Source organism: Paenibacillus sp. JT22N7 (assembly GCF_059383875.1).
Window position 1 is genome coordinate 163671 of sequence record NZ_JBXENY010000007.1, and the last position, 26428, is coordinate 190098.

Below are 26428 nucleotides of genomic sequence, written 5' to 3' on the forward strand. Positions count from 1 at the left end.
ATTCGCTAGCCTGCCGTATCCCCTGCTCCGCCACCCTGTGCGCCTGCATATGAGACAGGCTCAAGCAGCCCTTCCGCGTACAGGTCCTGTAAAAAGTCCGCCACCTGCTGGTCGCATGCCGCTGGCTCCACTTCATACTCTTTGAGCAATTGGGCAACAATGTCGCGGCGTGTCACGGGTGTCGCCGTCCGCTCCCAAATGATGCCGCCCAGCTTGCCCATGTTATAATATTTGCCCGAAGACAGACTTAACAGCACTTTATCGCCATCCATATCAGTAGCCAAATGACCTTCTGTCCGCTGGATAACCTGTTCAGGCTGCAGAAGCGGTCTAGCTTGTTTAGACATTTGCCTCACGTCCTTTCTGAGTCGCTGCCAGTATTAGATCAACCATTTCATAAGCGGAAAATGCCCCTTCTGCGGGACGCTGCAATTGATAAGCCTGCACGGTTGCTGCAAGCCGAACAGTGGCAGAAAAATGCCAATTTTGAAGCTTTAAAGGTGCGATTAGAAAATGTCGGAAGGTGTGGTTCAGCAATACAGGCAGCTTTGCTAGCGAATGCAGCTGTGATAGCGATACCGCATTTGCTTCTGTGCGCGAAAGCTCAAATACGGCGGCGAGTGGAAGTGGAGAGGATAGGAAGCTGGCAGATAACGGAACAGCGAATTTAGATACGGAATAGGCCAGCGGCTTGTAAAGCTGACTCGTTCTTCCAAGCTGCTCGACGCTTTGCTGCCACAGCTTTTGCTGCGGATAGGAGGGCATGATAATAGACGCGCCATTTGTGCCAGCCTCCGGTTCCTTTAAGGCAATTACATCATCACTAAGCAAGGGATAGCCACGGTCTATAAAAGCTGCGGCCAGCGTCGACTTTCCTGCCCCAGAGTCTCCTACGAAGGCATAGGCCTTGCCGTCTATGGCTATGGCGCTCCCATGCAGCGGAAGCTGCTTTCTTTGCAGGAGCAGAGCCCCTATGCATGTTCCAAGCAGGTAAAGCCGGAGCCTTCCCTCATCCATGTTTTCGCATGGCGCCACAATAATCCGTTTGCCCTCTTGAATGCAGAAGCTTGCGACCTCGTGAATATAAAAAAATAATTTTGCGCCGTGAACAGCGTAATGATCCTGCGTTTGATCCAAAATCGGCCACGTAAATTCTGGCTTGGCTAGCTCTATTTCAACATCTGCAAACGCTTCCGAATTTACCGACGCAAGCAGCTCAGGAAGCTCGATTTCACTCCTGATGCGGAGGCCGAAAGCGTCGTAGATTGCTTTTTTCCCCGTTAATATCATCGCGTTCACCCTTATATGAATAAAATCGCGTTGCTTCAAGCCATCAATCAAAAACAAGGTGAAACGGCTGTCGCCGTCCTTTGGCCACAAAAGCAATCGTTTCGCGGTGAAACCTATACTTTCCTATTTTTGAACAAAATCAACAAAGTCCTTGTACAAGGATTTCCTGCTGTATAAGGACCTTGTTGATCACTTTTACTGCATAAGTATAATGGATTTATTTCTAGGAAAAGGAAGTGCCTGGATCGACAGGGAACGGAGTTGGGTCATCAGTGACGTCAAAGTCCCCCGCTTTTACAAAATCAATGTAACGTGTACCTACGCCAGCCATCGTCTCGCTCACTTGCAGCGTTTCGAGAACCGGAGCTTGCCATTGTTGTTTTTCCATGTTTATTCACCTCCTTTCAAATGAAACTGCTGCACAAATCGGCAGGCCACCAAGCAATGCAATAAATAACGGCTGTTTAAATCAACCGCGTATTCCGGCTTTGGTGCTAAGCCCACCTGTTCCAACGAAGCCTTCATCTGTTCTACATTGAAAAACTGCGCAAGATACGGGTCCTCGCAATTGTGACGCAGCTCCTCTACAAATGCAGACCAAACCGGCGTCATTCGGTGAACCCAATCTGCCGCTTGAATGCCTCGCACCCGCTGGTTTAGCCGAATTTGATCGGGCAAATAGCTCGCCGTAGACTCGCGGATTAAAGCACGGTCGTAGCCATCATGAACGTATTGCTCAATCGGAACAGACAAGCAAAACTTCACAACCCGCGGATCGCTGGTCGGGTCCCGTTCCCATAGCGCGTAATTGAGCGATAGCTTCGTGCGCTGCGTACCGCTCATATTGGTCATCGCCATATCCTGAAATGGCCCCGGCTGCGCTTTAAGCGCATCCTTTTCAAAAACGCTGCCGGCTCCTGCCTGCCGCTCCTTCAATCTGGCAAAGACGTTCATCCGCTTGGCAAAAGCCGGATTGATCATGAGCGGCATCTCCTGCTCCCCATGATCCTGGTCCTGAGGAAACAGCTTCGGATAGGCGTTTTTCCCAACATAATACATTATCCGTTTGCGCCCGACTGCCTTGCGCTTGCCGAACATCGTCACTTCCCGGTACAGCCGCAGCCATTGCAGCCGCTTGAGAAGCAAGGAATAATAATCGATGGCAGGGCCCCACGAGATCGAATGGTTCCCCATTGCTCCCGTGAGCAAAATGCCCATTCCCTGCTGATGCGACTGCTCGTAAACCCCTTTAATCCAAAATGAATTTTCTACAAATTTAAAGGGAATCTCCAGCATTTCCAGCCATTCATCCGCTTCCGACAATGGACTGCGGCCCTGCATATCCAAATATTGATCGGCAATATTGCCGACAAACCCTACGGTTTCCTGGATAAAGGGACGTTCGTCTGCCATATGCCGCCTGGACGTCCAATCCTGAAAGTCCGGCTCTGGCACATAACTGAAGGTATGCAGCTGCTTTTGCTGCGCCTGCAACGATTTTGCCGCGAAGCTGACGACCGAGCCCGAATCGAGGCCGCCGCTAAGCGTTGCGCCTACCTTCCGAAACGTCCTCATCCGGGCATTGACCGCTTCCTGAAAAACCTCCTGGAAAGCCTCCGTATACTCCTCACGCCGCTTCAGCCGCAGCTGCTCTGGGGGCTCGATCTTGCTGTGCTGCCAAAAATCGAGCTGTCCGTCCATTATGCGAAAAGCATGACCCGGCGGCACCTGGCGAATATGCTCATAGGGCGTTGCGAACAGGTCGCTCGACTCATGAACTATAGCAACCGCCAAATAATCGGCCAGCCAGCTTTCATTCAGCTTTTTCTCCACATGATGGGCAGCAAGCAAGGGAGCAATAGTGGTGCAAAAGGAGCTTTGCTGAGCATCAGAGTGGATATACAGCGTACGGCTGCCGAACAGATCGGTCGCACCGAACAGCTGGGATTTGCGCTGATCCCAAATGATGAAGGCATAGTCGCCTATTAAATAACGCGGCGCTTCCTCTCCCCATTTGACATAGGCCAGCATAATCAGTTCGCTATCCGGCATGCGGGCTCGCCGCTCGCGATCGATGAGCAGCTGCTCCCACAGAAATGGACGATTATCGATCATGGCGTCAGCTGTAATCGTTAGTCCCAGCTCAGCTGCGTGAAAGGGCTGCGGCTGTCCGACCGATTCAGGCGTAATCCACTGGGCATGGCAGCCTAGGAAAACACGGCCGTCATGCCAAGTATCGACGGCATCCGCTGGATATTTTTGCAAGGCTTGCATTAGGCGCAACCCCGCTTCTATAGAAACGGGAGCTTCGGATTTATTCTGATAAATAGCGGCGATTGCGCTCATGCGGTACCTCTCTTCTTTTTGATACTAACTGTATTTATTATAGCATATATAGATACATTTTGTATCATTTTTATTAAAATAATTGTGCGTTTTTTTCCTATGCTTCACCATTTTTCACAGCGACAATAATGGTTTTTGTTCCTTTACTCCATGGTTCATATTGGGACGGCCCACCGAATAATAAATGAGCTGCGTATTGGCTAGTTCATGCTCACTATAAATGTTGCGGCCATCAATGAGATTAGGCGTTCTCAGCCAGGATTGGATACTTACCGGTTTAATATCGCGGAATTCCTTCCATTCGGTCAAAATGCATAAAGCATCCGCCTGAATGGCCGCTTCCTCTGCCTCTGCGCAATATACAACGCCCGATTCGCCAAATTGCTGGCGAAAATTAGCCGTCGCTATCGGATCGTAGGCTTTGACATTTGCGCCTCGCTTTACCAGCGCATCAATAATTTCAAAGGCTGGGGCATCGCGCACATCATCCGTTTCCGGCTTGAATGCCAAGCCCCAAATCGCAATGGTGCGGCCCGTCAAATCGCCAAGCGAAGCTTCCAGCTTGCGAATGACATTAAAGCGCTGGTCGCGATTCACATCTACGACCGATTTAAGCAGCTTGAAATCATAATCCATCTGCCCGGCAATTTGAATAAGCGCCTGCGTATCCTTAGGGAAACAGGAACCCCCGTAGCCTATTCCGGCTTTCAAGAATGAAGAACCAATTCGCTGATCATAACCCATTCCTTCCGCTACCTCGGTCACATCTGCGCCTACCTTCTCGCAAATGTTGGCAATTTCATTAATGAAGGAAATTTTGGCAGCGAGGAAAGCGTTGGAGGCATATTTAATCATTTCGGCGCTGCGAATATCGGTGCTCATAATGTGCTCGGTGAGCGGCCTGTGCAGCTCCGTTAAATATTTGCGCGCCGTCTCGCCTGATGTGCCAATGACAATGCGGTCCGGGTGCAGCGTATCTTGAACGGCTGTGCCTTCCCGGAGAAATTCAGGGACGGAAGCGACCTCGAACGGAAAAGCTGTCTGGCTGGCTATAATCGTCTGAATATGCTCATTCGTGCCGACTGGCACCGTGCTTTTGGTCGCAATAATTTTAAAGCCATTCATCGCCAGGCCGATTTCGCGTGCAGCCTGCTCAATGTAGTTCAAATTCGCTTTGCCGCTTGGGAGCGATGGCGTCCCTACCGCAATAATAATAATGTCGGATTTCCTCACCGCTTCTGGCAAATCCGTAGTAAATTGCAAGCGTCCCTCCGATTTATTGCTCGCTATGAGCTCTTTCAAGCCCGGCTCATAAATCGGCACCTCCCCTTTATTCAACAAGGCAACCTTCTCCTTCAGGTGGTCAACGCAGATGACATCGTTGCCCAGTTCCGAGAAGCATACGCCCGATACCAGTCCCACATAACCCGTTCCAATTACAGCAAGCTTCATGCTGCCCACTCCTCTCCATATGCAGCCCACACGCTTGATTGCAGACTGCTGTTTTATATACTTTGTCACTATGCTAAACCGAGGTGCGATAGGTACGATTGGCATTCGTTTCATCGGCAATCTGCTCTATCCATTGAACAATCTGGTATTTACACCGCTCATTCATGGCAATAGAAGCGCCCCGGCTCCAACCTTCCATGGCAAGCTGCGAGAAGCTTTGCTGCAGGTTCAGCTCTATTAGTGCCTCCCAAGTAACCAGCATATGCGGGTGCTTGCCCCGCAATGCTAGAATCGTATTCCGATCCTCCGTCATGGATGTCCTGACCAGCACAATCAATGGCTTCCCGAGCGAGACCGCCTCTCCGACTACACCCCAGCCTGGCTTCGAAATGATGAGATCCGCCGCCGCCGCGTAATTTTGCGATTCGGTGTAGCCTTGCGGAATTTGGAAAATATTCGGCCCATTCACCCGCATATTTTCCGATACGATAAATACACAGGAGTGATCGTTCCACAGAGAAAGCGAGTCTAGCGCTTCTGTCTCTATTCCCATGCCTAGGGCAAAATAAACGATCGTTTTGCTGCCGTCCGGATTCAGCTCCCGCACGATCCGCTGCACCTCAGCAGCTTGCGGCGTTCGGCAATAAAAGCCTGTTTCCAGCCCGCTTCCCGCTGCCCATTTCCGTTCCTCCGTGCCCGATCCCGCTAACGGAATAAAATAGTCCAGCTGTTCATAAGCCTGGCGCAGCGGAGCCAGCTGCTCCTGCTCCAGAAAAGCCGCATATGCGGTATGCCAGGTGAAGTTGGATATGCCCACCGATTTTACTCCCGCAAGCGCGGCTGCGGCAATCGGAATTGGAGAAATATCGGAAATGACCATATCCAGCCGTTCACTCATCATAAAATCAGCTTCCCGCCTTACCTCAGCTGAAAATGCCGCCATATATGGCGCGTAACCAAGCCTAAACCTTTCTTGATCGGGCTCAACCGAGCCTGTTCCTCCGCCAAGCACATAGCCAAGATCAGATGAACAGCTGCGGAACTCTATCCGTTCCGGGCTATATTCAGCGCTGTATTCTGCTAATGAAGCCTGAATAAAGGGAAGCGTTTTTCCCGAGCAGATTATTAGCCGATAACGCCGCGGCGAATAAAGCAGCAGCGTTCGAATAAGCGCAATGCTGCGCGTTGCATGGCCATAGCCATAATCTGAAATATAGTACCCAAGCGTTGTTAAACGGCCGTTCGTGCCGCGAGCGCCAAGCATGGTTATACCTTAATGCAATGCTCGGACACTTCGTCCCAGGTATGATAAATTTCCACAACCTGATTGCGCTCCTCGGCTATGCCGCTTTGCACGACAATAATTTCAAGCTCCGTTAAAGCACGAATGCTGTGAAGCATCTTCATCGGAATATGCAGCACATTTCCAGCTCCGACGCGCATAAAATTGCCATTTTGAATAAACTCCCCGCTGCCTTTGACGATGGTCCATACTTCCTCGCGCGCCGAATGCAGGCGATAGCTGAGGTTTTTGCCCAGCTGAATGCCTACGCGCTTCGTAGATACACAGCGGCCATCCTCATAAGTGCGGTCATCAAGCACTCTGATCCAGCCCCATTGGCGCTCGATATACATCGGCCCCTGGTCAGAGCTGATAAAATCTTTAATGCGCGGACTCGCGCTTTTATCCGTCACCAATATGCCATCGGGACTCACCGCGACTACGACATTTGACAAGCCGAGAATGGAAACGGGGATATCGATTTCATTAATAAGATGCGTATTAATGCAATCCTCGCTGATGATGCCTCTGCCTATTTGCTTGTTCTGCATTTCTTCGGTCAGCGTATTCCACGTGCCAAGGTCTTTCCAGTAGCCCTCATAAGGCAGAACGACGATGCTCGACGCCTTCTCGACCACTTCATAATCAAAGCTGATTTTCGGCAGCAGCTGGTATTGCTTTGCAAGCTCCTCATATTGAATCGGCAGCCCTCTGCTCGCCAGCAGCTCAATCACATATCCCAGCTTGAAGGCAAAAACGCCGCAATTCCAGAAGGCATTTTCTGCAATAAGCCGCTCAGCGATTTCCTCCGTCGGTTTTTCCCGGAAGTGGCTGACCGCAACATATTCACTGTCTGTCTTGCTTGCCATTACCGTACCCGCCACTGCTGAACTCGCCTTTTCCGGTATAATATAGCCGTATTTGGACGACGGATACGTTGGTTTCACGCCAATGAGCGCAATCTCGGCATCGGAGCGGTTCAGAACCTCCTCCAGCTGCTTTACCGCTTCAAAAAAATGGCTTTCCACATAGGGATCAACGGGCAAAATCGCCACCGCCTCATCCAGCCCTACTCCCGCATGGGAATATAGATAGGTGGCGGCAAGCGATATGGCCGCGAACGTATCCCGCCGATCCGGCTCGATAATGAGCGGAACGTCCAGTGAAATTTGGGTCTGCATCATTTCGATTTGGGCCTGGCTCGTCGCAATATAGCTGGAATCGCCCAAGCCATTTTCATTAATTTGGCCCCATACACGCTGCACCATGGAAACCATTTCACAGTTCTCATTTTCCAGCACCTTCAGAAACTGCTTCGATCTCGCATCATTCGATAACGGCCATAGACGCTTGCCTGAACCTCCGGACAATAATACCAGCTTCATCATGGATTCCTCCCCTTCTTATATGGAAAGCAGCAGCTTGCGATACTTATTAAGCGATATTTCCTTGCGCAAATGCGCCTCCAAATAATCCCGGCCACTGAGCCCCAGCTCCTCCAGCTCCGCGCCGCCAAGCTCAATCATCGCATTCAGCTTTCGCGCAATATCCGTATACTGCTGAGGCTCCGCCACGATCCCGCAGCCGCTCTCTTCAATAATCCGGTACGCCTCGCTGCCCTGCTCCAATACACCTAGAACCGGCTTGCCTGCTGCCATGACGCCATAAATTTTGCTCGGAACCGACACGCCCTTGATGCCCTTCTGGTTCACGACGAGATGCACATCCGCCGCATTAAGCGAATACCTGAGCTGCTCCTTTGGTTGAAAAGGCAAAAAGACTACGTTCGCGAGCCGCTCCCGCTGCACATAATCCTGCATCTGCTTCTTTACAGCGCCTTCGCCGATGAAGGCGAAAATAACATCCGGGTAATCCCGAAACCGGCTCGCAAGCTCCACCAGATTTTCCAAGTCATAATACAGGCCTAAATTTCCTGAATACATAATAACGAATTTATTTTGCCAATTATGCTCGCGAAGAAACGCTTGAACCTGTGGATGCTCCTTGGACAGCGGAATAATTTCCTCTTCATTCGTCCAGTTGTTAATGACCGTATTGTCCGTCACTCTCCGGCTGGCAAAGCGTTTAAGAAGGGTATCCTGCATGTCATAGCCAACCGTAATGATATGATCGGCGTATTTGCAGTTCAGGGTGTCCACCCAGCGCGCCAGCCCGAGCACCGCTTTATTGTTCATATAACCTGCGGCTGCTGCCTGCTCAGGGTTGAAATCCTGAATGTTGTAAATATGCTTGGAGCGCTTAAGCGTCTTGCCAATGGTTCCGATCAATCCGCCCAAAATCGGCGGCTGCGATATCGTGTAAATAAAATGAACCTTTTTCTGCTTCAGCAGCTGAATATTGGCATGAAAAAAGTAGGATGCGATATAACGCAGCCTACTCAGCTTGTTACGCTTATCTACCTTAGGCAGACGAATGCGAATAATTTGAATGCTCTCTAACTGGTCATAGACGACCCGCCGTTTGTCACCCGTTGCTTCCGCTTCCTTCTCGCCCTGCTCGGACTGGGCCGCGATGACCGTAATGTTGAAATCATCCTGCAAATATAAGCACAGCTCCGTCAGCAGCTGCCCAGTCGAAGCGAAATCGGGATAAAAATAATTTATTACGAATACGATATTAGGCTTCATGCCATGACCTCTTTCGCGAATCGCTCTCTTAAATATTGCGCCGGATAACCGGCATGAATTTCATTGGCCGGGATGCTTTTCAACACCGTGCTTCTTGCTGCCGCAACGGCCATTTCATGCAGGATGACCCCGGGATAAACGAATACATCGCTTGCCACCCAAGCGCCATCTTTAATGACAATCGGCCGGACTTCCAGCGAAAAAGCTGGATCATTGATTTTATGGCTGCCTGTGCATAAATAAGCATTTTGTGAAATGACGCAGTGGCTGCCCACTTCAATTTCATCCAAGCTATAAAACTGGACATGATCACCGATCCAGGAAAAATCGCCAATGCTGACCTTCCAAGGATACGTGAACTTTGCCGTTGATCGAATTAATACGTCCTTGCCGATATTCGCGCCAAACAGACGAAGCAGAAAGCTTCGCCACGCATACATATTGTGCAGGGAAAACCGGAACAGCGTGCCTTGAATGAGCCACCATAACAGAACATACGCGCCGCTTCTGCCCCTTGAATAACCAGCCTGCTCATACTGGTCCAAGCGAATGAGATTTTTCATCCGATTTTCAACAACTCCTCATAAACCTCCGTCGTTCGTTTCACATATTGCTCCCGGGTGAAGGATTGCTGGAGCAGCGAATAGCCTTCTTCTCCCATCAGCTTGTAATTTTGTTCAAAAATGCTCGTTATCGCCTTTTGAAGCGCCAGCTCATCCTGCGGCGGGACGAGCAGGCCGTTCGCCCCATTCAGCATTTCTGGCACGCCGCCAACATCGCTCGCTACTATTGGAAGCGAAGCCGCCATCGCTTCCAGCAGCACCGTCGGAAAAATATCATAGACCGACGGCAGCACGAATAAATCCGCCTGCTGCAGCAAATCGGCAACATCCCTGCGCATGCCGAGGAAATGCACATTGTCGAGCTTATATTGCTGGGCCATGGCAAGCAAGCCTTGCTTGTATTCCTGATCCGTATCGAAGGCAACATCGCCTACGATGACAAAATGCAGATTTTGCTCGACTTTCTTCCTCTTCATCAAGTGCGCAGCCTTGAGCAAATATTCAATGCCCTTCATCGGCGACAGCCTTGCCACCGTAATGACGATGCGGTCTGTCTCGGCCAGGTTCAGCTCCTCACGCAGCAAGCTATGGGCCGTTTCACTAGGCGCGTTGGTCGCGGAAGGCACGATCACCTCTATGCCATTATGAATTTTAACCAGCTTCTTTGACGTATGGCCGCCCCACTGAAACATGATTTTGCTGCGTTCGCACAAGACGATAATGCGATCATTAAACAGATGGTCCAAATAGCCGACAAATTTATAGGCGATCAGCGGCGTTCTTGGCAGCTCATGGACGGTTTGCAGCGTCGGAATACCGAGCATTTTACCGACAATATTGCCGCCAATGACTTCCATTTTATGCGAATGAATAAGCTTAATTTGATACTGCTTTACGATTTTTCGAAGTGCCCGCATCGATTTGACCAATTTAACCATATTGCGAAAATAATAAAGCGCATCGGTCGGCTTGCCGAAGACGGCAAGAGCTGCAAACAGCACCGTTGCTCCGCTCGCCTCATATTTTTCCACATAAGGGCTCCATTCCGGCAGCACCACATATGGCTTGTATTTCGCCTGATCCAGACCTTGAACCAGCTGCAGCAGCACCGTATCCACACCTCCAACATGGCTTGCATACGGCTGAATATAAAGAATATTTTCCACTTTCTATCCCTCCGTTGACAAAGCCCGGTTTACGGCAGATGTTACGGCTCTGGCATAATAATTCGGGTGCATTTTGCGCCAAAGTCCAAACTTCAGCTTCCAGCTCGACTGAATATACCGTTTGTTCACGAACACCCAGTCCATCGATTCCTTTAAGTTTTGCGGATCAAGCGGATCAATAATGAGGCCATTTTGCTTATCGACGATAATATCCTTCGTTGCTCCCGCGTATTTGGACGCCAGCACAAACGTATTCGTGCTTAACGCCTCGTTGACGACGAGACCCCACACCTCGATTAAGGAAGGAAAAATCAGGCAATCCGCTTCCACCAAATACCCAATCAGCTCATTCTTCTGCTTATAGCCTTCGAAGCTAATCTGCCCCGTTAGCCCATATTGCTCTACACGTGCCTTAAGCTTCTGCTCATCCGGGCCGGAGCCGACAATGGTCAGCTGCCAGGCCGCATCGCTATGCGTCTGCTGGATGGCGTCAATAATTTGCGCGAGACCTTTGCGTTCAATCAATTGTCCGATGAAAAGCAGCTTGATCGGCCCCTCATCGCTGCGTTGCTTGCTCTGCTTATGCTCGGTATATTTTTTATGGAAAAATCGAATGTCCACCGTATTGTAGCCAATGACGATTTTATCCTTGCTGACGCCGTAATACTCTAGGCATTCCGCTGACTGTGTCCCGTATGTAATAAAGGAATCCGTTAGCTTGAAAAACACTTTGCGCACCGTGTTCACCAGTTTATTCTGTACCCGGCTGCTTTCCAGCGTGCTCCCCCACCAAATGATAAATTTTTTCCGAAACAGCTTGCTGTACAGCAGTGCCGACCAATAACCAAGCGAATCGTAGCCTGAGGTAATGACCACATCGGGATTATGCTTCATCAGCCGCAAAAAAATGCCGGGATTAAGATGAACGCCCATATCCAGTTTTTGAATAAAAGCATGCACGCCCGGCAGACATTTGTATGCATATTCGATTTCGCCATAATCAATATCCCACTTGCGATTCTGCTCCTTCTCCTCCAAATACCAGACCGTCAGGCTCGTATTGTCATCATGATGCAGCTTGTTTAATACGGGTATGCGATAGGGCGCAATCGTATTGGTTAGAAGAAGTACCTTGTTCATAGGCTTGCTCCAATCATTTTTATATTCATTTAACTCGAGACACTTTTAAAGTCTGGATATGCCTGATTTAACGGCTCCTGTTTTTGCTTAAAAAACCAATATCCGATTAAAACAAAGAAAAGATATGCCGTTAAATAGGAGGTTCCGCTCATCAGCTCTCCTCTTAGCAAAAAAATTTGAAACGGAGCATAATAAGGCACACATAATCTCGCCACTGAAATTTCATTCGTTGTTACCGCTCGTTCATAGGCCTTCTGTGCCTTCTGAGTAAAATATCCATACAATATAAACAGAAGCACAACTCCAGGCAAACCAAAGTCAATGTAAAACTCTGCCCATAGCGGACATGATAAATTAGTAAAATCGTATCCGAGGGCATCCGCTACTGTCGTTCCTGAGCCAAAAGGTTTATTTGCCCAAATAAATCTTGGAACCCAGAAAAGAAAAGCAACTAATAACTGTTCCCCATTCGTATGACCAAACAGATCAACATATTTAACTGTGTTTAGCGTCATTTGAAAGGCATCATAATCTCCATCTGTCGCCATATTACTTTGGGCAGTAAGACTTTGGACAATTTTCGTCGTATCTGTTGTATGCCTAAACATATCTGATTTAGGAAATACAAATAGCAATAAACATAAAAGCATAATGACCCATTTATAAAATGATCGCTTCCCCCATGGCAATAGTAAAAAGCATAGGGTTAATATCATCGAGCCTATCCAGTATCTAGCTCCCGAAATAGGATTATTGATCATAAAATTAACGATACCAATAAAGAAGATCCATAGCTGTGTTCCTAAGGAAAGCTTTATTTTTGAATGCTTATAATATATAACGCCAAGTACAAGACATACGAATATGGATACCTTTAAAAAACTGGATAACAAAAGAAACTCAATTTTCCCGCCAAACTGAGCATTAAAGATTTGTCTATTGAGAAATAATGCACTAACGCCTCCAATTTTCAAAATAATAATTGCACATATAAACAGCGCAATCAGCGTAAAAATAATAAACTTTTTCTCGTTTACTTGTATTTTGTCGATTTTAAACAAATTTAAATTCGATCGATCATCATAATCGGCTTTTCTCTCCCGTCTCTTGTTCAAGCTATTATGGAGAAAACCACCAAGGTCGAAGGAAAGAATGCCCGCTATAACAACAAACAGCGCAAAGCGAATATCATCACTGGAGTAAGTTCCCGACAAAGGAAAACTCTCCGTAAGGACTTGTTGGAAAGGAACATAACCCATCCAAATGTATACAAAAATCCAGAAAAACAGTTCAATTAATCTTCTTGTATCGCCCATCATAAGTAAAGAAAGCCGTCCCATTGCATAAAACATAATAAACCAGCTCAAGCCCAGGTTAAGATAATTAAATGACGTATCTAGCAATACCGTTTTATAAAGCTCCAGTAAAGGAATTAGAATAGCTGTGTAGCAAAAGATAATGAAATAAAACCCTACCATATAATCAATTGAATTGTTTTTATGCAAAGCTAATTTAGGTTCCATAAGCACGTTCCTTTTGCGCAATTAAATTTTTACAGGTACGCTTATTTCATCAATCGCCTGCACTTTTTTAAAATATAGGAAAGTATATGAATTTTTCATACTTTCTCTCTATTTCCCGGACTGAAACGCGCCGCGCCGTCAAAAGACGGCGACAGCCGTTTCACCTTGACTTTTAGCTTCGCTACTAACCTGTATGCAAATATTAGATATAAGATTGTTGATATAATAAAGGTCAGTTGATTTCCAGCTGTAATTGAAATAATAAACATAATAATGACAAATAAGAGGTTAGCAAAAACCCCTCTTAAATAAACGAGCTCACCCCATAGATTCATTCTTTTAAAACAGGAAATAAACAATAAAACCGTGGTGGTGGCTGCTCCTATAATACTGGCGTAAATCAGTCCATAAACTTGATAATAGAAAACGCCAGCTATAGCTAATGGCACATAAATACCCAACTGAATATAAGATGTAATGGTTACTACCCGTGGCTTACCTATGGCACGCAATGCAACAACAAAAACATTCATAATACCAGCAATACTTGCGTTAAGCAGCATTAGACCGAGCAACGGACTTAACTCAATCCACTCATTACCCAATAATAAAACAATAATTGTTTCTGCGTTGAATAACACATAACCTGAAGTAACAATTGAAAACGAGAAGATAATAAACAGCATTTGTATAAACTGCACCTTCAGCTGGCTGTGATCCTCCCGATTAAGCTTGGAAAGCACCGGGAAAAAATATTGCCCGAGCGCATAAGACGCATCGCTGATGCTCATTTGGCTGAGCTTCTGCGACGTCTGATATAGTCCGAGCATCGTCGTTCCCAGAAAGCGGGAGGCAATGACCTTATCCAATTGATAAAGCACAAGTGTCGAAATGCTGTTCGCCCAAATCCATTTGCCGTATTTGCGAATATCGGCGATGCTGCCCATATCGCGGCTCAGCTTCGGCTTATCCTTGAACCAGACGAAGGAAGCCGTGCAGCGGAACAACTGGGCGATAAGCTGGCCGGCAATGACGCCAATTGGCGAATTCAGCACAACGACGAGCATGACGGATAAGCTTAAATCGAGCATAATCGTAATCAGCTGCAAAATGCCCGTTGAGCGAAAATCCTTATGGCGCATTCGCTCATACCATTTAATGCTGACCGCATTGGTTGCGAGAGGAACGCCCGCTGCCAGCAGCAGCAAGGACGTCGCCCGGCCCTCGCCGAACAGCTGCGCAATATAAGGCGCGGTTATGAGCAGTACGAGGCTGATGCCTACGCCTCTCGCCAGCATCATCGTCCAAAGCGCATTTTTCTGCTGATGGTTCAAGTCTTCTTTCCTCTGAATGATCCCTTCCATGACGCCAAGCTGCGTGAGCAGCTCAATAATCGAAAGGCTCACGAGCGCAATGCTGACCAAACCCATCTCAGCCGGACCGAGCATGCGGGCGATAATGAGGAACTTGACGCCCGTCAGCACCTTCGTCACAAACTGCTGGATAATGACCCAGAACGGATGGTCCTTCGCTTGCAAGATTTGCTTTATTTTGCCCATAAGCCTACCCATTCCTACTCATCATAATGTCTTCCTTCATTTGATCGTGATAATGTGTGAAGCCGGAAATTTGGCTGGAAATGATTTTGCCCAGCACCTTAATTTTCGTCTCCAAGGGCAGAAAACGGTACATATACGCCGAAATGCGATTATTCTCTTCCGTGAACAAAATATCCTGGGCGAAATTGCCCCATTTGTCCGCCGGCATTAAATTAACAACCATGCCGCCAAGCGCGGAGGGCAGCAGCATATTGGAACCATGCACCCCGACAATGACCGCGCTGGATGCATAAATCTCGCAAGCCTTCAGCTCCGCTTCCAGATTGAATTTGCTTACACGGCAATCATCAATCCAATCCGGGAAAGCGAAGGAGCGGCCGAGGCCGACTACGCTGAACTTGACGTCCTTCTCCTGCTTTCTAATTTTGCTGAAAAGCTTGACGATCTTGTTGCGCTGCGACCAAATAATCGGCTTAAGCAGCATGCGCAGCAGCTTATAGCGCTTCGCCGCTTTAATGACATAAGGATTATCGAGCCATACCCGATCCTCACGCCAAATAAAAGTAATTCGTGTCGGCCCAGGCTGGGGCTCCTCCATCTGAAACGGACGCATTTTCGTAAAATGCTCTATATTGAACCGGCTCGGGTGCGAATACGCTCTGCTGACGAAAACCTGCTCAAAACGCTCGCATTGCGCTGAAATTTGCTCATCCAGCTGTGGATAGAACTGCTGCGCTTTGGAGAGCGGCACATTGACCGTCCATACCTCAGCTGCATAATCCGGTACCATCCATTTCATAAACGACTGCACGAGGACGATGATGCCAATATCCGGATTTTCGATACGTTCACGTTCAGCGTTCAACAGCTTGAGCAGGGAATGACCGTAGAGAAAGTCGATGCAGTTAATGATGACCACATCACGGCAAGCCTCTTTAATCTCTACCTCAAGCCTGACCTGTTCATCAGCAGTTGGATGCTGGATGCTGTGAAGCAGCGGATTGCCGAGCCAGCCTTTGGATTCCTCATGACCACTAAGCGTGTACGACGCCCGGTCAATTAAATAAGGATAGGTCGTCGCATGACCCACTTTCAAATCCTCCACATATTCGCCGCCGCAGGCAGGACAGCACGCTTCCACGCATACATGAATGCCCTGCCACAGCACTCGTTCATTGGCAAGAACAACGCCGCAGTGCCGGCAAATGCCTTCATGCTCGATTACCGGTTTAATTTTAATCATCGCTCACTCCAGCTTTCTTCAATAATAAAGAGCGGCAAAATTGCTCTGCCGCCCTGTTCTGCTTTCTATTAAACGCCTGCCCCTGCTGCGCCAATCAAGCTGTTGTTATAGGCTGTTTCTGCACGAACCCGTTTCAAATCCTCATCAACCATCATATGAATCAACTGCTGAAAACCAACCTCCAGCTCCCAGCCAAGCTTCTCTTTCGCTTTTGTACAATCACCCAGCAGCAAATCGACTTCTGCCGGACGTACAAATTCAGGATCTATGACGACATATTTGCTGTAATCAAGCCCTACATAGGAAAACGCAACCTCCAGCAGCTCGCGAACCGTGTGCATTTCCCCCGTCGAAATAACGAAATCATCCGCTTCATCCTGCTGGAGCATCAGCCACATCGCCTTAATATAATCGCCTGCGAAGCCCCAATCGCGCAGCGCATCCAAATTGCCCATGCGCAGCTCATTTTGCACACCGAGCTTAATGCGGGCAGCGGCATCCGTTACTTTGCGCGTTACGAACTCAAGGCCGCGCCGAGGCGATTCGTGGTTGAACAAAATGCCCGAGCAGGCGAACATATTAAAGCTTTCGCGGTAGTTGACCGTAATCCAGTGGCCGTATACTTTGGCAACGCCATAGGGACTGCGCGGGTAAAAAGGTGTCGTTTCCTTTTGCGGCGTCTCTTGCACTTTGCCATACATTTCGCTGCTGGATGCTTGATAGAAACGCGCTTCCGGCTTAACGATGCGAACGGCTTCCAGCATATTGGTAACCGCAAGCGCCGTCAGCTGCGCGGTAGCCAGCGGCTGTGGCCAGGAAGCGGCTACGAACGATTGCGCCGCCAAATTATATACCTCATCCGGATTGGAAATGCGTACCGCTTCGATTAAGGAAGCAAGATCCGTCAAATCGCCGGAAATCCACTCGATCTGATTTTTAATATGAGCGACATTTTCATAGTTTGGCGTGCTCGTTCTTCTTCTCATGCCATACACCTTGTAGCCTTTTTCCAGCAAAAATTCGGCCAAATACGATCCGTCCTGCCCGGTTACACCGGTTACTAGCGCTCTCTTCATCTTCATTCCTCCAAAGGGATTATTGTATACTGTGATGGAAATGTGTCTGCGCTGCGTGAAAAGGACCTGCTTCCGATCGCCATTGCCCTTGAATTTCTCTGAATCTCCCATCAAACGGTAGAAATTCAAGGACAAAAACATATGCTTACGATGCTGCTTTCCTACGGAAAGCTTTAAACGAACACTTCGTTTCTCCAGCAGGCTCTTTTCACTCCGCTACGACATTTCATCACATGTGTCTGGTTTTTAAATATTAATGATTGACTAGAGCTTCCTTCTGATATGCGGTATATACCGAGCGTAGTCCTTCTTCCAGCGTAATGCTGGATTTCCAGCCGAGCCTGTTCAGCTTCGATACATCGACCAGCTTGCGCGGCGTTCCGTCAGCAACGGTTGTATTGAATGTAATTTCCCCTTCATATCCCACGATAGAGCCTATCAGCTCTGCGAGCTCTTTAATTGAAATGTCTTCTCCTACGCCAATATTGACGATGTCATTGCCTTCATAATGGCGCATTAAGTAGATGCAGGCATCCGCCAAATCATCGGAGTGAAGAAACTCGCGCTTCGGATTGCCGGAGCCCCATACTTCCACAGATGGCTGGCCGGATTGCTTTGCTTCATGAAATTTACGAATAAGTGCGGGCAATACATGAGAAGTTTTTAAATCGAAGTTGTCGTTGGGCCCGTAGAGGTTCGTTGGCATAGCGGAAATGTAGGTTGTACCGTATTGCCGGTTATACGATTGGCACATTTGGATGCCGGCGATTTTGGCAATCGCATAAGGCGCATTCGTTGGCTCCAGCTCGCCTGTCAGCAAATATTCCTCTTTCAGCGGCTGCGGAGCAAATTTAGGATAAATGCAGGTTGATCCAAGAAACAGCAGCTTGCCAACATGCGTTTGATAAGCGGCATCAATCACATTCGTTTGAATGAGCAAATTATCGCGAATAAAGTCGGCTGGGTAATCGTTGTTTGCCACGATGCCGCCCACTTTAGCTGCAGCGAGAAACACATAATCGAAAGCTTCTTGCTGGAAAAAAGCGAGCACCTCATCCTTTTTGCGCAAGTCCAGCTCCGCGCTAGTACGGTAGACAAGATTTTGATAGCCTTGCTCGTGAAGGGCTCTGACGATAGCCGAGCCAACAAGCCCGCGGTGTCCCGCCACATAAATTTTAGCTCCTAGTTCCATCCCTTTATTCCTCTCCCTTTTAGCGGGCTGTGCTTTTTAAGCCTTATATTTTATAAAAGCATGGTGAAAAAGACGAAGCGGAATGAAAAGCTTGGACTGGAGAAGCGACAGCGTTCGCTTTTGACCCGAAATTTCCACCGCAGATGCGGTTTAGATGGAGAAATTGGGGGTCAATGGCGATCGGAAGCCAAGCTTTTCATGCAGCGAAGCTTCTTTTTCATCATTCTTTTAAAATTAAGGTTTTAAAGCCACGCCCCTAATATGCATCCTTTGAGCCGAACATCACCTTAACAGTCAGCAAAATAATTTTAATATCGAAAATAATGCTTCTTTGCTTAATATATTGGAGGTCAAGCTCCACCATTTCATGAAAATTCAGTTCATTTCGGCCGCTCACCTGCCATAAACCGGTACAGCCAGGCGTTACGCGCAAGCGCAGCTTGTCATAGCTGCTGTAGCTTTCGACTTCCCGCGGCAGCGGTGGTCGAGGACCGACGAGCGACATATCGCCGCGAAGCACGTTCCAAAACTGCGGCAGCTCATCAATGCTCGTTTTCCGTATAAAACGGCCGATCTTCGTAATGCGCGGGTCTTCCTTCATTTTGAACATGGCGCCTTCTACTTCATTTTGGCTAAGCAAATCCTCCAGCATTTCCTCGGCGTTGGACACCATGGAACGGAATTTGTACATATTAAATGTCCGCTCATTACGACCAACCCTCGTCTGGTAAAAGAAGATTTTGCCGCGCGGGTCCTCCAGCTTGATGAGAACAGCCACGAGAATCAGAATCGGCGATAAAATCATAATGCCTGTAGCTGCCCCGATAATATCCACTGCCCGCTTTGCCATTAAATAGAGGCGCAGCGACTTTCTTTTTTCATAGCTTGCATTAAAACCGCCTTCCAATACGGCCCTGGCATCATTGCGCTGCGGGGATGGGGGCATTCGCAATCACCTCGATTAAATAGTAGAATAACGATTTCAATACTCTAAGCAAAAACGACTTCGTCGTCCTTCTGGGACGTGCGAAGAGCTTTGTCGGAGAATTCTAATCACATATAAGGATGAAACTTATAAATTCTTAGAATTCAAGGTGAAACGGCCGAAAGCTACTAGTTTGCTTTAATCAGCTGCTCTCTGACCAAAATATCCTCCAGAACGGATAGCAGCTGGCCGCGAAGCTCTTGGTTTTGCAAGGCGAAATCGAGTGTCGTTTTAATAAAGCCGAGCTTTTCGCCGACATCGTACCGAATGCCTTCGAAATCATAAGCAAAAACGCCCTGATGCTCATTCAGCTTCTGAATCGCGTCTGTAAGCTGGATCTCGCCGCTGACGCCCTCTTCCTGCTTTTCCAGAAAGCCAAATATTTCAGGGGTTAATATGTATCGCCCCATAATAGCCAAGTTCGATGGCGCCTGGCCTCTCGCCGGCTTTTCCACGAAATGGTTCACCTCATAAAGGCGGTCAAATTTTTCTAAAATGTCTACGATGCCGTAACGATCCGTCTGATCATCGGCCACCGTCTGGACGCCAATCACTGATTTTTGCGTTTTTTCATATTGCTCAATCAGCTGCTTCACGCAAGGCACTTCCGCCTGGACGATGTCATCTCCGAGCAGCACCGCAAACGGCTCATTGCCGATAAAATTTCGCGCACACCATACGGCATGGCCAAGCCCCTTCGCTTCCTTTTGCCGGATATAATGGATATCTACATTGGAGGAACGCCTGACTTCATCCAACAGGTCGAACTTGCCTTTGCTGAACAAGTTGTTCTCCAGCTCAAATGCATGGTCAAAATGGTCTTCAATCGCCCGCTTGCCCTTGCCCGTTACAATAATGATGTCTTCAATGCCTGACGCCACCGCCTCTTCGACGATGTACTGAATCGTTGGCTTATCCACGATTGGCAGCATTTCCTTCGGCATAGCTTTCGTTGCTGGCAGGAAACGTGTTCCGAGCCCTGCTGCAGGTATGATTGCTTTTTTGACCTTCTTCATCTTCCATCACCCTATCCCTATTTATTCTTTATCTATGAATGCCATTCTTAGAAGTTAAAAATGCTAGTTATTGCCTCTTGCCTATAACAAAAGGCAATAACTATTATTTTTAACAGGGCATTTAACCCTTCCTCACATCACACCCTCGACAATCATGTCTAAGGTCGCTTGACCCACAGCGTGACCGAGTGCCTACCCTGATAAAGGTGTTATAGGCATGACCTGAGCCGGGGGCTCCCTCATTCGTTTACCTTTTTGAAAATCAAGCTACGGCTTGCAGCTTAAGATTTTGCTGTTTCATAATATTGCAGCTGAATATCCTCGCTGTCCTTCGGATTGATTTTATTCATGACGACTCCGACAATTTGCGCCTGAACGCGATCAAGATTCGCCTTCATCTTTTTGACCATTTCCTTCTTCACCTTGCCTGCCAGCACAACCAGGACGACGCCATCGCAAAACGCGCTTACGATAAGGGCATCGGTTACAGCGAGCACCGGCGGCGTATCGAATAAAATCACGTCATAATGCTCTTTCCACTCCTGCACGAGTGCTTTCATCCTATTAGAGCCAAGCATCTCGGAAGGATTCGGAGGAATCGGACCGGATGTAATGACCGATAAATGCTCAACCATCGTATCCATAACCGCCTCCTGCCATGAAAATTGATTGGAAATGGCACTGCTGAGGCCGATGCGATTCGGCTTGTCGAACACCTGATGCAGTGACGGCTTGCGCATATCGGCATCAACCAACAGCACCTTGCGTTCCTCTTGGGCAATCGTGACCGCCAGATTGGTAATCGTCGTCGTCTTTCCTTCATCCGGCTGAGAGGAGGCAATCATTAAAATTTGCTTGGGCGTGTCGATTTCGGCATATTGGATGTTGGTGCGAAGCGTTCGGTAAACTTCCGAAATGGGAGAATTGGGATTCGTTAACGCTACTAAATTCGTCTCACTGGTTAATCGTCGCATGCTGCCCTTCACCTACCCCTTGGTTATTCAATACACGTTTGCGGGAAGGACGGACATCTTCCTTCGTCATCTTCGGTACAGAGGCAATGACGGGAATGCCCAGCACCGCTTCAACCTCGGACTCCATCTTAAACGTGTCATCCAAATACTCAATTAAAAACACAAGTCCAATCGCCAGCATAAGCGCTGCAACAAAGCTAACCAGAATGACGAAAATGGGATTGTTGTTAATGGGATATGCAGCGGCTTTTTCATTCGCCTTATCCAGGACTGTAACGTTGTCGACCTTCATAATGAGGGGAATTTGTTCCTTGAAGACGGTGGATACTGCATTGACCATTTGTGCGGCCCGTGCATACGATTGATCTCGAATCAGCAAATCCATGACCTGCGAATTTTCAGCTGAGGAGACAGATATTCGCCCGGCCAACTGTGCAGGTGTAATGTTCAACTCGGGATAACGCTCTGTTACCTGACCGAGTATCGTCTCTGATTTTATAATGACCTTGTACGAGTTGATCATCATAATATTCGTTTGCAGCGTTCCTACACTTGGGGAAAATTGGCCGTCAGGCAAGGCGGTTTGATTAACGAGCAGCCTGGCATGGGCTTGATAGATAGGGGTCGTAAAAAAGAAGCTTTTTACCGCTGCTGCCACACAGGCGATAAGAACAATGACCGCAACCAGCCCTATTTTTTTTCGGATCATTTTCATATATTGTTTCAACTCCACTGTTATCCCTCCACAGGCTATCCGTTTTTCTTTGTCTATTTCCCAAAAGCAGAAACTTGTCTCTTAGAGTCGAGACTTCTCAGTAGCTGACATAACGGCGTCAATCATCCATCCTTTCACTCTATTTCTACAACGTCTAACGCCTGCTGCGTGATACATTATGTATTTTTACAACCCTAACTTTACGATACAATACGTATCATGTCAATAGCTTTTTCACATATTTTCATAAAATTGCGTCAGAACGTAACTGAAAGCGCAATCCGAACAAAGAGAGCGTTTTCACTAAAAAACTCCGTATTATCTAGGGGAAATGGGCCTTTTTCATAAATTAAACTAACTTATATGCGGAAATTATACATTTATTCCTGAAGGAAAGATGAGGAAAAGCCCAAAATATAACGAGGTAGATTTGCAGACAAAATTCGATACAATATGTATATATAAGTAGATAGAAGGTCCTGAGACTAATGGCTTCGGCCAAAAGAGGTAGATGGGAATAACCGTGTGGAAGAAGCGCTAACCATACCTATATATTGACCCCTGATCTGATCGCCACGTCTCCTATTTATTAATGAAGGCTTATAATTATCCATGTCAAAAAACAGGGCATGGGAACGAATATCGTCCCATACCCTGCTTGCTGTCCTAACTATGGCAAATGCTGCGGTACTCCTCTTAAAAAAAGTCCATCAAAAACGTCTTATGCTGCGGTATCCGGCGTTCGAGCAGCGCAGCAGCTTCCGTATCGCCCGTTATCCGTCCCGCTTCTGCAAGCCAGGAGGCTTTACGGCCGCCAAGCAGCAGCGCTGACAAGGTCTGGATATCCAAGGCTAGCTGAGGAGCAGCCTGCGCTTGCTTGCTGCCCGAGTATTCTTCGCCAGTTCTCGTCAAACGTGCCGAACCAGCTGCATCGAATGCTAACCGGAATTGGCCGTTGTTCCATTCGGCGTGCGCATCTGTAATGACAAGCTCCAATGCCTCTTCCTGCTCGCACGAAGCGAAAGGATACTGGCTCACGAAAGCTTCCGCATCCACAATCCGCGTCATAAAATAAGACTGCAGCTCCTGCTTGATTCTCGGGTCCGGAAGCAGAAATGGCAGTGGATCATCATTTGCCACCGTCACAGTAACTTCATCCAGCATAGAGTCATGATTGCTAATGAATGTCCAAATCGCAGTGCGAGCTTCCTCTGTTGGTACAGCCAGCTCGTGAATCGTCATTTTACGGTTTTCGATTTGATAGCTCACATATCCTGCCACCTCATCGTCCGCATTATAATATACGGCTGTATGACCCGGCTTGTTGAGTATCCGCTGAGCCCACCACTCGGATGTTCTAACAAGCGTTCCCGTATACCGTGATACAAACTTGGCGTACACCTGATCCAGCAGCGCACTATCCACCTCTGCCAGCCGCTGCATTCGTCCGCTTGTCGCTTTACGCAGAGGAAGCTGGTTCGCTGCAATCGTATACGCCTTGCGCTCCACCGTCATCTCCCAGCCGAATTTCCGATAGAAGGCAAACGCAAACGGATGCAGCATGCTTACCGTCTGCCCTGCACCCTTCATTAACTCAAGCGACCGTTTCAACAGCTCGCTTACACAGCCAAGCCTTCTCGCCTCCGGCCATGTCGCAACTCCCGCGAGCCCGCCCATGGCGAACGGCTTGCCTTGCACCCAAATTTCCAGTGGCAGCAAAGTAAGCGCCGAAAGCAGCTGCCCTTGCTCATCGAATGCGCCCAGCTCATGCTCTGGGCGGAATTTTTGCTCGTCCTGCTCCCGCTGGCTAGGTGAAAGCTTAAATTGAAAGGCATACTCGGACAGCTTCAATCTTTCCTCAAAATGTTTGGCTTCCAGTGCTCTGATCTCCATCTCCAATAGCCTCCTTGTTTTCCCCTTTTTCACTATTCGCTTAGGCTTTCAAGCGTAGGTTCGTCCATCTGCTTTTATCATACATTAGGGAGCGGCCTAGCGGCAAAAGAAAAGCCGCCAGGCCATGAACCATGACCGGCGGCTTGCACTAATACAAAGACAGCGAGCAGCTTATTTCGCTTGCGAGCTTCGATAGTCGGCGAGAAACTTCTCAATGCCGATATCCGTCATCTCTATTGTTGAAAAAATAATTTGATTTCGCGAGCAGCGCTTTCATCTGAGTCAGAGCCATGTATGATGTTGCTTTCTACGGTTAACGCATAATCGCCGCGAATCGTTCCGGGCTGGGCTTCCTTCGGATTGGTTTTGCCAATGATGTTTCTTGCATTTTGCACCGCATCCGGTCCTTCCAAAATCATCGCAAACACTTTGCCGGAAGTAATGAAATCTACCAATTCGCCGAAAAATGGCTTTTCCACATGCTCCACATAATGCTGCTTGGCAAGGGCAACATCTACATTCATCAGCTTGGCCTGCACAATCTCAAACCCTTTTCCCTCAAACTTTGCTACGATATGGCCAATTAGGCCGCGTTTAACCCCATCTGGTTTCACCATTACAAAAGTACGACTCATACGCTAACTTCCTCTCTTCTATTCTAAACTGTTATTATCCATTTCATTTCCTGTCTGATCTAATGCTAGATTACGGACGGCAAGGATCAATTATAGAATAATCTGACTTTTCAAAGATTTCGTCGAAATCCTCAATTCCTTTTTCCAAAATGATCGCTGCTTCTTTTTCGGTAATCGGAACTGCCCATAAGAGTGGAAAAACTTCGCTGCCGACCTGCAGCTCCTCCAAGCTATCGCTTTCACCGCGCAGCTCATCAAGCAACAAAGCTTTCGCATGCCAGTTCTCTGGCGCTAAAGCACTTGAGCCCATGACGAGAGGTACGGACAAGTCGGTGGCGCTTTCAATATGATGAGCGATTAAATCGGCAAAATAATTAAAAATCCGATCTGCCTTCTCTCCGCCCAAATCCGATGGAAGAGCCATCATCCATTCACAGGCTGCGGGCTGCCCGGACTTGTAAACCGTATTGGACAAGCCAATTGTCACAAATCTTGAAACTCCTCCCCTATCAGGAAAAAGGTACATTTCAATATAGACGCCGCTCTCCATCTTGGACATGATTACCCGATATTCGGGCATGCCCCACTGCTCCATATAAGCACTAAGCAAAATGCTTCTGCGAACATCAAAGGCAAACCTATCATTTTCAGCAAAAAATTCCATTTTCATCAAAGCACCCTATCGCAAAAGCGGTTTGTTCGGTAAGTAATGAAGCGACTTCACGTAACGGATTGTACGTGTTTTGGCCCGCATGACGATGGAATGTGTTTCCGCCCGCTGATCGGGCAAATAACGAACACCGCCCATAAATTCGCCTGGTGTTACGCCAGTAGCAGCGAAAATCACATCATCCGTGCCGACCATATCGTTGATATACAAAATTTTGCGAGGATCAGACAGCCCCATAGAAATGCAGCGCTCATACTGCTCTTCATTTTCCGGCATGAGACGGCCTTGAATTTCTCCGCCCAGACATTTAAGTGCGGCAGCTGCCAGCACACCCTCAGGCGCGCCGCCAGAGCCTACATACAAATCAATACCTGCTTCAGGAAAGGACGGTGCCATCGCGCCCGCTACGTCTCCATCTGACAGAAACTTGATTCGCACGCCTGCTTTGCGCAGCTCTACAATGGTATCTGCATGACGCTCTCTGTCGAGAATCATGACGGTGAGGTCAGATACTGGCTTATCTAGGGCGAGGGCCGCTTTTTCAAGCGTTGTCACGATCGGATCGCGCAGCGACAGCTTCCCGGCAAGTGCAGGGCCCACTGCGAGCTTCTCCATATACATGTCAGGCGCATGCAGCAATTGGCCCTTCGGCGCTACAGCAAGGACAGCCATCGCATTATTCAATCCTTTGGCAACGATTTCAGTTCCCTCCAGCGGGTCTACTGCTACGTCAACCTCAGGACCGTTCATGCTGCCGACCTGCTCTCCGATATACAGCATCGGCGCCTCATCCATTTCGCCTTCGCCAATTACAACAGTTCCACGGATCGATACGGTGTCGAACATGCTGCGCATTGCTTCCGTTGCCGCGCCGTCTGCGCTATGCTTGTCACCGCGTCCCATCCAAGGAGAAGCCGCAAGTGCGGCAAGCTCCGTTACTCGTATAAGCTCCAAAGATAATTCGCGTTCCAGCATCTGTAATCTCCCTCTCCTTCGTATTGCCAACTTTTCGTCATCTATACCTCTTCGCACAGCAACCCTGGAAGTGTGGTGGAAAAAA

The 26428-nt window shown here is 48.2% G+C and carries 24 protein-coding genes; all 24 read right to left on the bottom strand.

Annotated features, from left to right (window positions below; all coding sequences use genetic code 11):
- Nucleotides 1-5 precede the first annotated feature (5 nt).
- Entirely contained in the window at nucleotides 6-347 is a 342-nt protein-coding gene (locus AC50Y5_RS19630; RefSeq protein WP_494863115.1) for a lasso peptide biosynthesis PqqD family chaperone, read from the bottom strand.
- Entirely contained in the window at nucleotides 340-1290 is a 951-nt protein-coding gene (locus AC50Y5_RS19635) for an aldolase (RefSeq protein WP_494863117.1), read from the bottom strand. The genes AC50Y5_RS19630 and AC50Y5_RS19635 overlap by 8 nt, the downstream gene beginning before the upstream one ends.
- 223 nt (nucleotides 1291-1513) lie before the next feature.
- Nucleotides 1514-1678: a paeninodin family lasso peptide gene (locus AC50Y5_RS19640; protein WP_155973484.1), complete on the bottom strand. Its 165-nt coding sequence runs from the start codon at nucleotides 1676-1678 to the stop codon at nucleotides 1514-1516.
- Between the two features lie 2 nt (nucleotides 1679-1680).
- Entirely contained in the window at nucleotides 1681-3636 is a 1956-nt protein-coding gene (locus AC50Y5_RS19645; RefSeq protein WP_494863119.1) for an asparagine synthase-related protein, read from the bottom strand.
- Between the two features lie 114 nt (nucleotides 3637-3750).
- Entirely contained in the window at nucleotides 3751-5088 is a 1338-nt protein-coding gene (locus AC50Y5_RS19650) for a UDP-glucose dehydrogenase family protein (protein ID WP_494863121.1), read from the bottom strand.
- A 73-nt stretch (nucleotides 5089-5161) separates the two neighbouring features.
- Complete coding sequence (locus AC50Y5_RS19655; RefSeq protein ID WP_494863123.1) at nucleotides 5162-6352, bottom strand: hypothetical protein; 1191 nt, start codon at nucleotides 6350-6352, stop codon at nucleotides 5162-5164.
- Between the two features lie 2 nt (nucleotides 6353-6354).
- On the bottom strand, nucleotides 6355-7755 hold the full coding sequence (locus tag AC50Y5_RS19660; RefSeq protein WP_494863513.1) for a sugar phosphate nucleotidyltransferase: 1401 nt from the start codon (nucleotides 7753-7755) through the stop codon (nucleotides 6355-6357).
- A gap of 18 nt (nucleotides 7756-7773) precedes the next feature.
- On the bottom strand, nucleotides 7774-9018 hold the full coding sequence (locus AC50Y5_RS19665; RefSeq protein ID WP_494863125.1) for a glycosyltransferase family 4 protein: 1245 nt from the start codon (nucleotides 9016-9018) through the stop codon (nucleotides 7774-7776).
- Entirely contained in the window at nucleotides 9015-9581 is a 567-nt protein-coding gene (locus AC50Y5_RS19670) for a putative colanic acid biosynthesis acetyltransferase (RefSeq protein ID WP_046233296.1), read from the bottom strand. The genes AC50Y5_RS19665 and AC50Y5_RS19670 overlap by 4 nt, the downstream gene beginning before the upstream one ends.
- Nucleotides 9578-10747 (bottom strand): glycosyltransferase family 4 protein, encoded by a 1170-nt coding sequence (locus AC50Y5_RS19675; protein WP_494863126.1) that lies wholly within the window; start codon nucleotides 10745-10747, stop codon nucleotides 9578-9580. Before AC50Y5_RS19675 ends, AC50Y5_RS19670 begins: the two co-directional genes overlap by 4 nt.
- A gap of 3 nt (nucleotides 10748-10750) precedes the next feature.
- A complete protein-coding gene (locus tag AC50Y5_RS19680) occupies nucleotides 10751-11887 on the bottom strand; it encodes a glycosyltransferase family 4 protein (protein WP_056041302.1) in 1137 nt (378 codons plus the stop codon).
- A gap of 29 nt (nucleotides 11888-11916) precedes the next feature.
- Complete coding sequence (locus AC50Y5_RS19685; protein ID WP_056041299.1) at nucleotides 11917-13410, bottom strand: O-antigen polymerase; 1494 nt, start codon at nucleotides 13408-13410, stop codon at nucleotides 11917-11919.
- 95 nt (nucleotides 13411-13505) lie between these two features.
- Nucleotides 13506-14969 (bottom strand): oligosaccharide flippase family protein, encoded by a 1464-nt coding sequence (locus AC50Y5_RS19690; RefSeq protein ID WP_494863129.1) that lies wholly within the window; start codon nucleotides 14967-14969, stop codon nucleotides 13506-13508.
- A gap of 4 nt (nucleotides 14970-14973) precedes the next feature.
- Complete coding sequence (locus AC50Y5_RS19695; RefSeq protein WP_494863130.1) at nucleotides 14974-16212, bottom strand: hypothetical protein; 1239 nt, start codon at nucleotides 16210-16212, stop codon at nucleotides 14974-14976.
- Between the two features lie 68 nt (nucleotides 16213-16280).
- On the bottom strand, nucleotides 16281-17288 hold the full coding sequence (gmd, locus tag AC50Y5_RS19700) for a GDP-mannose 4,6-dehydratase (RefSeq protein WP_494863132.1): 1008 nt from the start codon (nucleotides 17286-17288) through the stop codon (nucleotides 16281-16283).
- Between the two features lie 253 nt (nucleotides 17289-17541).
- Nucleotides 17542-18480 (bottom strand): GDP-L-fucose synthase family protein, encoded by a 939-nt coding sequence (locus AC50Y5_RS19705; protein ID WP_494863134.1) that lies wholly within the window; start codon nucleotides 18478-18480, stop codon nucleotides 17542-17544.
- Between the two features lie 256 nt (nucleotides 18481-18736).
- On the bottom strand, nucleotides 18737-19426 hold the full coding sequence (locus AC50Y5_RS19710) for a sugar transferase (protein ID WP_494863135.1): 690 nt from the start codon (nucleotides 19424-19426) through the stop codon (nucleotides 18737-18739).
- Nucleotides 19427-19593: 167 nt separating this feature from the next.
- Complete coding sequence (gene galU, locus AC50Y5_RS19715) at nucleotides 19594-20481, bottom strand: UTP--glucose-1-phosphate uridylyltransferase GalU (protein WP_056041290.1); 888 nt, start codon at nucleotides 20479-20481, stop codon at nucleotides 19594-19596.
- A 281-nt stretch (nucleotides 20482-20762) separates the two neighbouring features.
- Nucleotides 20763-21455, bottom strand: coding sequence for a CpsD/CapB family tyrosine-protein kinase (locus AC50Y5_RS19720; protein WP_056041288.1), 693 nt, complete (start codon nucleotides 21453-21455; stop codon nucleotides 20763-20765).
- Nucleotides 21436-22188 carry a YveK family protein gene (locus AC50Y5_RS19725; RefSeq protein ID WP_056041286.1) on the bottom strand — a complete coding sequence of 251 codons (753 nt, stop codon included), beginning with the start codon at nucleotides 22186-22188 and terminating at the stop codon, nucleotides 21436-21438. Before AC50Y5_RS19725 ends, AC50Y5_RS19720 begins: the two co-directional genes overlap by 20 nt.
- A 678-nt stretch (nucleotides 22189-22866) precedes the next feature.
- A complete protein-coding gene (locus AC50Y5_RS19730) occupies nucleotides 22867-24063 on the bottom strand; it encodes a GNAT family N-acetyltransferase (RefSeq protein ID WP_494863138.1) in 1197 nt (398 codons plus the stop codon).
- Between the two features lie 233 nt (nucleotides 24064-24296).
- Nucleotides 24297-24698, bottom strand: coding sequence for a nucleoside-diphosphate kinase (ndk, locus tag AC50Y5_RS19735; protein WP_056041281.1), 402 nt, complete (start codon nucleotides 24696-24698; stop codon nucleotides 24297-24299).
- Between the two features lie 70 nt (nucleotides 24699-24768).
- Nucleotides 24769-25368 carry a suppressor of fused domain protein gene (locus AC50Y5_RS19740; protein WP_155973482.1) on the bottom strand — a complete coding sequence of 200 codons (600 nt, stop codon included), beginning with the start codon at nucleotides 25366-25368 and terminating at the stop codon, nucleotides 24769-24771.
- A 9-nt stretch (nucleotides 25369-25377) separates the two neighbouring features.
- On the bottom strand, nucleotides 25378-26340 hold the full coding sequence (gene glpX, locus AC50Y5_RS19745) for a class II fructose-bisphosphatase (protein WP_494863518.1): 963 nt from the start codon (nucleotides 26338-26340) through the stop codon (nucleotides 25378-25380).
- Between the last annotated feature and the right edge of the window lie 88 nt (nucleotides 26341-26428).

What these genes read in the sequence shown, in the direction of transcription:
- AC50Y5_RS19630 (WP_494863115.1), bottom strand. Translation starts at nt 347, where the DNA reads ATGTCTAAACAAGCTAGACCGCTTCTGCAGCCTGAACAGGTTATCCAG.
- AC50Y5_RS19635 (WP_494863117.1), bottom strand. Translation starts at nt 1,290, where the DNA reads ATGATATTAACGGGGAAAAAAGCAATCTACGACGCTTTCGGCCTCCGC.
- AC50Y5_RS19640 (WP_155973484.1), bottom strand. Translation starts at nt 1,678, where the DNA reads ATGGAAAAACAACAATGGCAAGCTCCGGTTCTCGAAACGCTGCAAGTG.
- AC50Y5_RS19645 (WP_494863119.1), bottom strand. Translation starts at nt 3,636, where the DNA reads ATGAGCGCAATCGCCGCTATTTATCAGAATAAATCCGAAGCTCCCGTT.
- AC50Y5_RS19650 (WP_494863121.1), bottom strand. Translation starts at nt 5,088, where the DNA reads ATGAAGCTTGCTGTAATTGGAACGGGTTATGTGGGACTGGTATCGGGC.
- AC50Y5_RS19655 (WP_494863123.1), bottom strand. Translation starts at nt 6,352, where the DNA reads ATGCTTGGCGCTCGCGGCACGAACGGCCGTTTAACAACGCTTGGGTAC.
- AC50Y5_RS19660 (WP_494863513.1), bottom strand. Translation starts at nt 7,755, where the DNA reads ATGAAGCTGGTATTATTGTCCGGAGGTTCAGGCAAGCGTCTATGGCCG.
- AC50Y5_RS19665 (WP_494863125.1), bottom strand. Translation starts at nt 9,018, where the DNA reads ATGAAGCCTAATATCGTATTCGTAATAAATTATTTTTATCCCGATTTC.
- AC50Y5_RS19670 (WP_046233296.1), bottom strand. Translation starts at nt 9,581, where the DNA reads ATGAAAAATCTCATTCGCTTGGACCAGTATGAGCAGGCTGGTTATTCA.
- AC50Y5_RS19680 (WP_056041302.1), bottom strand. Translation starts at nt 11,887, where the DNA reads ATGAACAAGGTACTTCTTCTAACCAATACGATTGCGCCCTATCGCATA.
- AC50Y5_RS19685 (WP_056041299.1), bottom strand. Translation starts at nt 13,410, where the DNA reads ATGGAACCTAAATTAGCTTTGCATAAAAACAATTCAATTGATTATATG.
- AC50Y5_RS19690 (WP_494863129.1), bottom strand. Translation starts at nt 14,969, where the DNA reads ATGGGCAAAATAAAGCAAATCTTGCAAGCGAAGGACCATCCGTTCTGG.
- AC50Y5_RS19695 (WP_494863130.1), bottom strand. Translation starts at nt 16,212, where the DNA reads ATGATTAAAATTAAACCGGTAATCGAGCATGAAGGCATTTGCCGGCAC.
- gmd (WP_494863132.1), bottom strand. Translation starts at nt 17,288, where the DNA reads ATGAAGAGAGCGCTAGTAACCGGTGTAACCGGGCAGGACGGATCGTAT.
- AC50Y5_RS19705 (WP_494863134.1), bottom strand. Translation starts at nt 18,480, where the DNA reads ATGGAACTAGGAGCTAAAATTTATGTGGCGGGACACCGCGGGCTTGTT.
- AC50Y5_RS19710 (WP_494863135.1), bottom strand. Translation starts at nt 19,426, where the DNA reads ATGCCCCCATCCCCGCAGCGCAATGATGCCAGGGCCGTATTGGAAGGC.
- galU (WP_056041290.1), bottom strand. Translation starts at nt 20,481, where the DNA reads ATGAAGAAGGTCAAAAAAGCAATCATACCTGCAGCAGGGCTCGGAACA.
- AC50Y5_RS19720 (WP_056041288.1), bottom strand. Translation starts at nt 21,455, where the DNA reads ATGCGACGATTAACCAGTGAGACGAATTTAGTAGCGTTAACGAATCCC.
- AC50Y5_RS19730 (WP_494863138.1), bottom strand. Translation starts at nt 24,063, where the DNA reads ATGGAGATCAGAGCACTGGAAGCCAAACATTTTGAGGAAAGATTGAAG.
- ndk (WP_056041281.1), bottom strand. Translation starts at nt 24,698, where the DNA reads ATGAGTCGTACTTTTGTAATGGTGAAACCAGATGGGGTTAAACGCGGC.
- AC50Y5_RS19740 (WP_155973482.1), bottom strand. Translation starts at nt 25,368, where the DNA reads ATGAAAATGGAATTTTTTGCTGAAAATGATAGGTTTGCCTTTGATGTT.